This window comes from Vibrio sp. 10N.261.52.C2 (genome assembly GCF_041471425.1).
In the GTDB taxonomy this organism is placed as follows: Bacteria; Pseudomonadota; Gammaproteobacteria; order Enterobacterales; family Vibrionaceae; genus Vibrio; species Vibrio crassostreae_C.
In genome coordinates, this window is sequence record NZ_JBFROH010000061.1 from 16,511 (window position 1) to 26,225 (window position 9,715).

The following is a 9,715-nucleotide window of genomic DNA, read 5'->3' on the forward strand; positions in this document are numbered from 1 at the left end:
CATTAAAGAATTAGGCCTTTTTAATTTCCGTATTTTGAGACGAGACAGCGGTGGATCGCCGACTTATGTCTAGTTATCGGAACCTACTCAGCCAAATCACTTAGAAAAGCGTAACCTCTCAAAAAATCCTGCAAAATATGAGAAACACTCACCCAAATGGTGAGATCATGCACCAATGTTGACCATTTACAATCATCACAAAAACGTAAGAAATTGAAATATAACAATTATATATTTTGGCACGGTGTCTGCACTACCACTAAGTAGGTATACAGATGTTAGGAGTAGAATATGTTTGTAGTTATTTCAGTGGGTTTATCCCTATTAGTACTTTCCGCCCTGTATCATTTCTCAAGGAAGAGAGAAACAGCGCTATCACACCGGTTCGAAACCTTAGTTTTGCTTCGAGAGCTATTGCTGTTATCACGTAAACATCGCGCTGCAACGCATTACGCTCTGGCGTATAAATTGTCTAGCGACTCGATTCGTAAAGTGAACGAGATTTACGACAACATACTTGAGGTCTCTGAATTGCTCCAATCCCATGTGTCGTTTGATAGTCGCCCTATGTATCGCATCTATCACCTTAAGCTCATTGCCATGCACAGCGACTGGCAAAACCGCAGCTTGGTGCGTAACCAATCGATTCATGGCAAAACAATTCGCCACAGCATGTTCTTGATGGATGAAGTGATGATCATCTGGCTGATCCAGTCTGAGCGAGAAGACATGAGTAGTGAATACCACATGAATTGGCAACAGATCTTAGACTGCATGGAGATCTTGACCAAGCTGAGAATGTGCATACCTGATATGGAGAAGCCTGAGGAGTATGCGAGATTCAAATTCTACGCATCTCAGACACACCGCAAACTCAACCAATTATCGATTATCTGCCCTATCAGCAGTGGGTCACCCATTTGTACACGTGCGATGCATGCACTTACCGAGATCGCATCAAGTACTGAAGCGACCCAGCCAGCAGATAGCATGTACGAGTTAACCAGTGATATCTCTACTGTGGTATCGCAAGTCTACGACCAAGTATTATCAGACATTACCAAAAGCTTGTATCAGCCTTTACCTAGCATCAACGATAAGGTGATAAATACCCGATTATCCGTACATCATTACATGTAAAGACTTCGTGAGAGGAGAGCGTGCTGGAACTCTGAATTATTGAGTTCACATCCGATATCACCTTTGATATCGGATTTTTGTATTTATGGGCTTATATATTTATTTGGTTCTATTTTAGGACGAGACAAGTTATGAGCGATGTAAGCTTAAACGTCTCCAGATTTGATATCGCTAGACCAAGCTTCTGCTGCAAAATCAATGAACTGACGAACAACAGGCAGCTGATAACTGCGAGACAAGTACACCGCCCAAAGCACACTACTCGGTGAAACAAAATCATCAAAAATTCGTTTCAGCTTCCCTTCAGCAATCAACGGATTCGCTAAATCACAAGGTAATCGAACAACCCCTTTGCCATGCTGTGCGGCGCGAGCTAACACCCCAACATCGTTGGCCTTAATAGTCCCCGACACCTCAACCGAATAATGTTGGTTATCCTTAACAAAATCCCACTTAGAGACACTCAAATGACGAAAACAATTGTGTTGTCTAAGCGCTTCAACCGTTTCAGGTTCACCGTGTTTGTCTAGGTAGTCTTGTGAGGCACACACCACCGAATCAATTTCCATTAGCTTTCGAGCAATCAAACTATCGTCAGGTTGATCGGTATAGCGCAGCGCAATATCGATTCTATCATCCACCAGCTGAGCAAAATGGTCAGAAGCAAATAGCTCTACCGTGATACTGGGATGAAGCTCTGTGAACTGTTCAACCACACTCAACAGCATATGTTGAGTCAAGCCAATTGGGGCTGCTATTCGAATGGTTCCGGAAAGAGCATCGGTTTGATTAAGTGCAGTGACTTCTAGCTCCGCCGTTTCATGGAGTATTTTTTCGCAACGTTGTAGCGCAATCTCCCCTGCTGTCGTCAAACTTACCTTACGAGTCGTTCTGTGCAGAAGCCTTTGTTTTAACCACCCTTCGATCTCTTGAACATGCCGTGAAACCTGTAAACGGCTCATGTCCAAATGCTCTGCTGCTTGAGTAAAACTGGCGCAATTTGCGACTTCAACAAAGCTACGCATCGCCGTCAACCTGTCCATCACACTCTCCCTTACCGACTTAACCAAGCCTATTAGATAACTGTACAGATACAATCTACATCATTTCACGATATTTATCGCAATCTAGTGAGCTATTAGACTGCAATGGCTGTCGAGAAACAGACTCAATAAATTAGATAATTGGAGAGACATTATGAAAATTGCAGTATTAGGCGCATCAGGTTGGATTGGTAGTCACATCGCTCAAGAAGCTCAATCTCGCGGACACGAAGTTGTTGCTGTTGTAAGAGATGCAAGCCGCGTAGAAATCAGCGATGTTGAAGTTCGTTCATTTGATTTACAAGATGAAGCGGTAAGTCTAGCGACCGCTTTCTCCGGCGTTGATGCGGTAATTGCTTCGATTGGTGGACGCGCTCTAGGCAATCACGACATCGTAAAAAACACAGCTGCTAAGTTGCTTGATACATTGCCAAGCATTGGCATCGAACGTCTACTTTGGGTTGGTGGTGCTGGCTCATTGGAAGTCGCGCCAAACGTTCCGTTAGTTACCGTTCCTGACTTCCCTGCGGACTACAAAAACGAAGCGCTAGCACAAGGAGAAGCCCTTGAAGTGTTCAAACAATCTAATGACAAGGTTAACTGGACATTCGTTAGCCCTGCTGCGGAAATCTTCCCGGGCGATAAGCTATCAACCTACCGCACAGGTGGTGATCAACTGCTCACTGACGAAGATGGCAACAGCAAAATATCCGTCAGCGACTACGCTATCGCGATGATTGATGAACTCGAAACTGGCAAGTTCCCACGCCAACGCATTGGTGTCGCTTACTAGTCAGCTCATATATAAAAACTAAAAAAGCCGCTTGTTCAAAACAATGCGGCTTTCTCATCTTTATATGGAGCATTCCTTTAACCCAATGGCAAGTGACCCGTTTTCACTAGGATAACCGTCTCTTCTTCCACATAAGGGAAATGCTCGCTCATATGCGGGCTACACATCCATGTGTGTTTTGGATACTCACCATGTTCATCTTTAAAAGTGCCTGACAACACAAAGATCTCTTCACCACCAAAGTGACGGTGCGGCTGAAAACGTTCGCCAACAGGCCACTTCACTAAAGCGACATGCTCGTGCTCGAATTCATGCAGTGGCATCACTTGTAAACCACCAATACCCGGAAGCCACTCTGTTTCTAGAGTATTAATGCGAACTTGAGTTAAGTCTCTCGCATCAAACTGGTTAAGCTTCACCAAGATCGTGCAGCCATTTTTGCTTGATGGAGAATGCGCACTGCCCGGGGGATTACGGATATAAGTACCGGCAGGGAAATCTCCAGTTTCATCAGAGAAAACACCGTCTAACACGAAGATTTCTTCGCCTTGCGGATGTGGGTGCTCAGAAAACGAAGATTCCGGTTCGTACTTCACAACACTGGTCGTGTGACCTGATTCTTTCTCTTCTCTTTCAAGTGGCTTACGCCAAACCCCTTTAGCAGGGCTCGCGATCCAATCTAATGTCTCGGTTTCTATAACCAGTCTCTTTGAAAAGTCCATGTTGAACATAATGGCGACCTTACTCTTGTTATCGTTTTAATTATTATTGTTGTCTTTCTCGTTTCTATTCTACGCGAATACTCATCAAGGAGGCCATCTCGCTGCTATTTGCCTACGCGACAGCCTCCTAAAAAGAAGCCTAATTAATTGCGGCCAGCAATCACACCGCCATCAACATCCCAGATTGCACCCGTTACCCAATCAGCACTGTCTGACAATAAGAAAGAGATGCTATTAGCTATATCTTTCGGCAAACCGACTCGACCAATAGGGTGGAACGCGTTGAAGCCTTCTAACGCTTGATCCACTTCTTCCGGTTTGATGAAAGATTCGTAAATCGGCGTTTTAACCACAGCCGGGGAAACCGCATTCACACGAATGTTATGCTCAGCCAGTTCCATTGCCATGTGTTGTGTTAATGCGTGCAGGCCAGCTTTAGCCATTGAATAGGCAGAAGATGGCGTCGCTTTGATTGCTTGCTTACCCCACATAGAACCAACGTTAACCACGCTGCCACCGCCATTCTTGATCATCAATTTGCTTATCGCTTGAGTAATGAAGAAGGTTGCTTTATTAAGCTGCATGTATTGCTCGTAATCAGATTCTTGGTGCTCAATAAACGCTTTAGGGTTGAAGTAACCTGCAGCATTAACAAGGTAACCAATACCTTCTTCGAGCGACTCTAAATGCGCAATAAGGCGAGACACACTCGCATCATCATAAAGGTTAGCTTGCCAACCAGAAGCGTGGCCTAGTGATTGAAGTTCTGACACCGCTTTATCTAACTTAGTTGGGTTATTACCGACAACCAGCACATGGATGTTTTGAGCGACTAACTGCTTCGCTGTTTCAAAGCCCATACCACTTGTGCCACCGATTACTACTGCAATACCATTTTTAGTGAAGTTCATTTTGTTATCTCCTAAGTCATGTGAACGTGGTAATCTTAGGCTTTGAACTAACACTATGAATAGTAAGTACAAATCGGTTAGGTAGGTACTTATTGGTACATCTTTATGAAAAATCAGGAAAACTTTTTTTCAAGAAAATCGGCACCAGAGCGTTCCGCTCGCATGGTCGAAACCATCTACGGCTGTAAATGGTCGCTAACGGTTTACCAATTACTGGCAAATGGCATTAATCGCCCTGGTGAAATGGTGCGCTCGGTCGAAGGGTTATCGACCAAGGTATTGAATGAATGTTTGAAGCGAAATGTGGAGTTTGGGATTTTAGATAAGCAGATGTTCAACGAACTGCCACCAAGAGTTGAATACCAAGTGACGCCGTTCGGCGAGAAGTTCTTGTTGATTCTAGACCAGCTGGAAAACCTACAAAACGAAATCGACGAGATGTAAGCCCAAGCCAGTCCAACTATTGCTAAAAGAAAGAGGAAGGTAGGCAGCACGCACTATTTAGCTGACTGGCATTTGCTCAAAACGGCCTTTCACAAAATCAATAAAGGTTCTAATCCGGCTTGGTTGGTAGCGGTCTCGATGGTAGATCGCTGAAAAGTCCACTTTGGGCACCACCCACTCATCAAAGACCTGCTCCAGTTGCCCGTCATTGAGTTCTTGTAAGCAATAGATGGTTGGAACACGAATAATTCCGTTGCCCGACTTCGCGCCCTGCACCAACACTCGGCCATTTTTACATTGCAGTCTGCCCGTCACATGCACATCGACCGTTTTCTTAGTATCGTCTAGCGCTTGAAAACTCCACTTACGCACCGATCCCGTTAAGCAGTCATGGTGGATCAGATCTTTAGGATGACTTGGCTTTCCTTTACGAGCGAAATACTCAGGGCTCGCGAGTGTTCCCATCTCGATGTCTAATAGTTTTCTTGCGATAAAGCCCGCGTCTTCTAAGCTTCCCATGCGAAAAGCAATATCAAACGCGTCTTCAATCAAGTCGACTCGGTTACTACTGAAATCAAGACTGATGCTGATGTCTGGGTAAAGCTGCATAAACTCATTCACCAGATCCGCGATGATCACCTCACCAAGATAACCGCCAACACAGTTTACTTTTATATCGCCGCGCACCTCTTCGACATCGTCCACCGCAGCAATCAAGGCTTGGTCTATATTATCTAAGGCTTGTTCACATCTCGCGTATAGATCTTGCCCTGCGTGCGTCAGCCTTAAAGTTCGAGTGGTGCGGATAAACAGGGTCACTCCCATCTGCTTTTCTAGACTACTCACTTGGCGTGATACGTGGGAACGAGACACATCTAACTCCTCCGCCGCTTTGGTGAAATTACCTAAACGAGCGATCAGCACGAAGGAGCGAATATCAGACAGATTAATTTGATTGAGCATAGTCGCCAGCTTACTTGTGAAATTAAAAGAGATGAAGCTATAAAGTGAACACTTTTATTGTTGCACTACAGCAACAGTGTTTCAAGTAAAGCGCTATATATCAACAATGCTATTTTCCTTAATATACCTCCATCGCAACGAAACAAGGCAACAAGCACTTGATTCGAATGCACTTAAACAGCACGTCGTAGCCAACCGACGCAATAAAAGTACAGAGGAAATAAAATGAAAAAACTAATCGTAATTACAGGTGCAAGCTCTGGTATTGGTGAAGCAATCGCTCGTCGTCTAAGCGATGAAGGTCACCCTCTTCTACTTTTAGCTCGTCGTGTTGACCGCCTTGAAGCTCTGAACCTACCAAACTCTCTATCAGTAAAAGTAGACGTAACAGACAAAGCGTCTTTTGATGCAGCAATCGCACAAGGTGAAGAGAAATTTGGCCCTGTAGACGCGCTTATCAACAACGCTGGTGCAATGCTTCTTGGTCAAATCGATACTCAAGACGCACAAGAGTGGAAGACAATGTTCGATGTGAACGTAATTGGTCTGCTAAACGGCATGCAATCTGTACTTGCTCCGATGATGGAACGTAACACAGGTACTATCATCAACATCAGCTCTATCGCGGGTAAGAAAACATTCCCAAGCCACGCTGCTTACTGTGGTACTAAGTTCGCGGTACACGCTATTTCTGAGAACGTTCGTGAAGAAGTGGCGGCTTCAAACGTTCGTGTTACCACTATCGCACCGGGTGCTGTAGAAACTGAGCTTCTGTCTCACACTACATCTCAAGAGATCAAAGACGGTTACGATTCTTGGAAAGAAGACATGGGCGGCGTATTGGCAGCTGACGATATTGCTCGCGCAGTATCATTCGCTTACCAACAACCGCAAAACGTATGTATCCGTGAGATTGCTCTAGCACCAACTAAGCAACAGCCATAGAAGCTAATCATCACGCACACCTTTGTGATGCATAAATAAAAAGCGCCACTACTTATTCAGTCGTGGCGCTTTTGTTTTTGTTGAGTCTAGCTACAAGCAGTAACCGTGATTAAAACTCAACGCGGTAAACTGATGTGCTGCCGCTCACTTCATTGCCGACCGCGATAAAGTGGTTACCAGAGCGAGTGAAATACTTGATTGATTCTGGACCTAAGTCACCCGCTTTCGAGTTGTAAGTATCGTTGTCGCAATCACCGTCTTCATCAACCTTGGTGCACACTGGCTGAGTAAAGTCGCGGTTGTTCAAGTAGCTGATGAAACTTGCGCTCTTGGGCTGCGTTACATCGTAAACCATGATGCCACCTTGGCGCTCAAGTCCAATAAAGGCATACTGCTTTCCGTTGATCTCAGCCACTTCGATAGCTTCAGGTTCTACGCCTTTATCATCACTACGATCGTCACCGCTTTGGTTGTTATCATTGGTGCTGTTGAAGTTTGCAGGATCTTGCTCCAGAACGATTCGAGCGAAATCATCACCGCTATCAAACACTAACTCGCCTGACTCATCCCAGATAGAGAAAGAGCGGCTACCGAATGCTTGAACCTTTTGGTCGGCGGCAAGTGTCCCTTGTGGCTTAATCACCTTTAGGCGAGCCAGTTGCTTGTTATCTTTCAACGCTCCAGCCAATGGGTGGTTAGCGTCAACATCTAGCTTCTTGCCACGTACTTCATCAACATAAGCGATACAAAAGTCTTTCTCTGTGGTGTAGTTTTCGGTGCCTTTATAGTCATCGCCATCCCACTCAAAGCCTTTATCGTCACACTCTTTTTGCGTTGTCTTGATGCCATACTCGCGGCCGTCACCTTCGTTCGCCGTCACGATGTAGGTATTGCCATCGACACTGTAGCTAGTGATGCTGTCTGGCATGTAAAGTCCTTCTAACATCGCGTAGTTTTGTAGGTTGCCGATATTTTTGTCTTTATTCGACGCATCCAATTGCGCGCTATCCCAAGGTTTGCCGCCTAAACCAAGAATCGCATCCACCTCTGCCGTTGCGACATCAATCGCTGCTAGTGCGTTGTTCTCTTGCAGGGCAACGTAGAGTTTTCCGTTATCCGCAAATGTTAGGTATTCCGGTTCAAGGTCTTGAGCAACGGTTGCATTAGGCGCCGAGATTCGAACCTTGTCGGTTAGCTCTGCATACCGTGGCTGACCTTGGTTAAATGCCTTAAAATCAATCTGAGTGACTGTCGCTTGCAAAGGACCATTGGTTAAATCCACCAGCGTTACTGAACCTTCAGGATCAATGCTGTAATCCGCATTCGGCTCACCTTCGTTGGCTGATGCGATGTAACGGCCATCCTTAGAAAAGCTCACCATGTCCGGTAATGCACCAGCCGTATAAGTAGTGATCAGCTCTAGCGTGTCTGAGCGATACAGAGCAATGATGCCATTTTGTTGCTTGTCGGCGTTTTCAATCGCGACAGCAACTAAACCCTGATGAGTAGATACACTGTTCGCAGCACCGATATTAATACCAGAAGCCGCAGCGGCTGATTGAAGGTCGATAGAGCCCTCAGAAGTTGGTGCGCTGTCAGCGTCCATCGATAGCACATCAACTTTTTGTGCTTGAGCGTTAACCACATAAAGCTTGTCGGTACATGAATCGTAGCTGACGATTTCGGCTGCAGAAGTATCAAACGGGGCGTCAGCAATAGCACGACCAACCAAACTAATTCCAGAAAGAGTGGCATCTGTCATGTTCGGTTGTTGAATGGATTGGCATTGGAGGCTAAAAGTATCAAGTGACGTTTGAGATGATGTTGCAGTCGTTGATGGTGTTACCAACGTTGAAGTTGACTGAGAACACCCAACCAGAGCAGAACTTACCGCGATAGGCAGTAATAGAGCCAGCTTATTAAATTTACGATTCATATATCCTCCATAATTAGAATCGAGATCATAGGAGCCGAATATGACAGTTGGCTTTCTGTTTTATTAACAATCTATTACGAATGAGGAATATTTTTCATTAATAAAGTTAGCTAGCGAATAAACAAAAAAAACGCCCAAGCTGGCTGATGCTTGAGCGCCTTTAGTAAACTGAATAGGTGGGTTAGAAGTTGTAACCACCACCGATCATGAATACCCATGGGTCGATATCAACGTCAGTTTTGAATGTATCTGTCGCAGTCTTGTATGTTGCTGTTGTTCCTATATCTGCGTACCAAACTGAAGCATTCAGGAACCAGTCTTCATTGATCATGTAGTCAATACCAATGTTTGCCGCCAAGCCCCAAGAGTCATCTAAAGACACATCCGTTAGGCCAGCGTCGTTCTTACCCGTACTAGTCAGAGACTCATCAAAGAATACCGTATAGTTGATACCTGCCCCTACATAAGGTCGGAAATCACTATTCGCTTCACCGAAGTAGTACTGAACCATAAACGTTGGTGGGAGGTGTTTAGTTTCAGCGACTTCACCAACACCGTTTACAGAGATACTGTGAGAAAATGGCGTTGCTGCTAGAACTTCCAAACTGATGTTATCAGTAAACATATAGCCAAACGTTAAGCCTAATTGTGTATTTGAGTCTACTGAGAATTCTAAAGATGAGTTACCTAGAACGTCACCGCTGCTATCGTTAGGAGATACAATCGCTGCACCTGCACGGATGATGAAATCACCTTCTTTATGAGCAAGAACATTGGTTGACATAAGAGCCGCAATAACTGAACTGACCCCCAATAGT

General features: G+C 45.0%; 10 protein-coding genes. 4 read left to right on the forward strand and 6 right to left on the reverse strand.

Annotated elements, in window-relative coordinates; genetic code table 11:
* Window positions 1–291: 291 nt before the first annotated feature.
* Window positions 292–1,140, forward strand: coding sequence for a hypothetical protein (locus AB4307_RS20195; RefSeq protein WP_102501319.1), 849 nt, complete (start codon window positions 292–294; stop codon window positions 1,138–1,140).
* Between the two features lie 146 nt (window positions 1,141–1,286).
* Here AB4307_RS20195 and AB4307_RS20200 read toward each other — a convergent pair whose 3' ends face one another.
* Window positions 1,287–2,183, reverse strand: a complete 897-nt coding sequence (locus AB4307_RS20200; protein ID WP_029222234.1) for a LysR family transcriptional regulator — start codon at window positions 2,181–2,183, stop codon at window positions 1,287–1,289.
* A gap of 154 nt (window positions 2,184–2,337) precedes the next feature.
* Between AB4307_RS20200 and AB4307_RS20205 the strand changes: the two genes are divergently transcribed.
* Window positions 2,338–2,976, forward strand: a complete 639-nt coding sequence (locus AB4307_RS20205) for an NAD(P)-dependent oxidoreductase (RefSeq protein WP_017076882.1) — start codon at window positions 2,338–2,340, stop codon at window positions 2,974–2,976.
* A gap of 77 nt (window positions 2,977–3,053) precedes the next feature.
* On the opposite strand, the gene AB4307_RS20210 is transcribed toward AB4307_RS20205, so the two are convergent.
* Both AB4307_RS20210 and AB4307_RS20215 read right to left on the reverse strand, forming a co-directional pair.
* On the reverse strand, window positions 3,054–3,707 hold the full coding sequence (locus tag AB4307_RS20210) for a cupin domain-containing protein (protein WP_372133218.1): 654 nt from the start codon (window positions 3,705–3,707) through the stop codon (window positions 3,054–3,056).
* Window positions 3,708–3,841: 134 nt separating this feature from the next.
* Entirely contained in the window at window positions 3,842–4,609 is a 768-nt protein-coding gene (locus tag AB4307_RS20215) for an SDR family NAD(P)-dependent oxidoreductase (RefSeq protein ID WP_009846265.1), read from the reverse strand.
* 105 nt (window positions 4,610–4,714) lie between these two features.
* Here AB4307_RS20215 and AB4307_RS20220 point away from each other — a divergent pair, with 105 nt between their 5' ends.
* Entirely contained in the window at window positions 4,715–5,053 is a 339-nt protein-coding gene (locus tag AB4307_RS20220; RefSeq protein WP_004733017.1) for a winged helix-turn-helix transcriptional regulator, read from the forward strand.
* 57 nt (window positions 5,054–5,110) lie between these two features.
* Here AB4307_RS20220 and AB4307_RS20225 read toward each other — a convergent pair whose 3' ends face one another.
* Window positions 5,111–6,016 carry a LysR family transcriptional regulator gene (locus AB4307_RS20225; protein WP_046224809.1) on the reverse strand — a complete coding sequence of 302 codons (906 nt, stop codon included), beginning with the start codon at window positions 6,014–6,016 and terminating at the stop codon, window positions 5,111–5,113.
* 225 nt (window positions 6,017–6,241) lie between these two features.
* Here AB4307_RS20225 and AB4307_RS20230 point away from each other — a divergent pair, with 225 nt between their 5' ends.
* Window positions 6,242–6,961 (forward strand): SDR family oxidoreductase, encoded by a 720-nt coding sequence (locus tag AB4307_RS20230; RefSeq protein WP_004733012.1) that lies wholly within the window; start codon window positions 6,242–6,244, stop codon window positions 6,959–6,961.
* 109 nt (window positions 6,962–7,070) lie between these two features.
* Here AB4307_RS20230 and AB4307_RS20235 read toward each other — a convergent pair whose 3' ends face one another.
* Complete coding sequence (locus tag AB4307_RS20235; protein WP_372133221.1) at window positions 7,071–8,897, reverse strand: choice-of-anchor I family protein; 1,827 nt, start codon at window positions 8,895–8,897, stop codon at window positions 7,071–7,073.
* A gap of 181 nt (window positions 8,898–9,078) precedes the next feature.
* A complete protein-coding gene (gene ompW / locus AB4307_RS20240) occupies window positions 9,079–9,711 on the reverse strand; it encodes an outer membrane protein OmpW (RefSeq protein WP_372133223.1) in 633 nt (210 codons plus the stop codon).
* Between the last annotated feature and the right edge of the window lie 4 nt (window positions 9,712–9,715).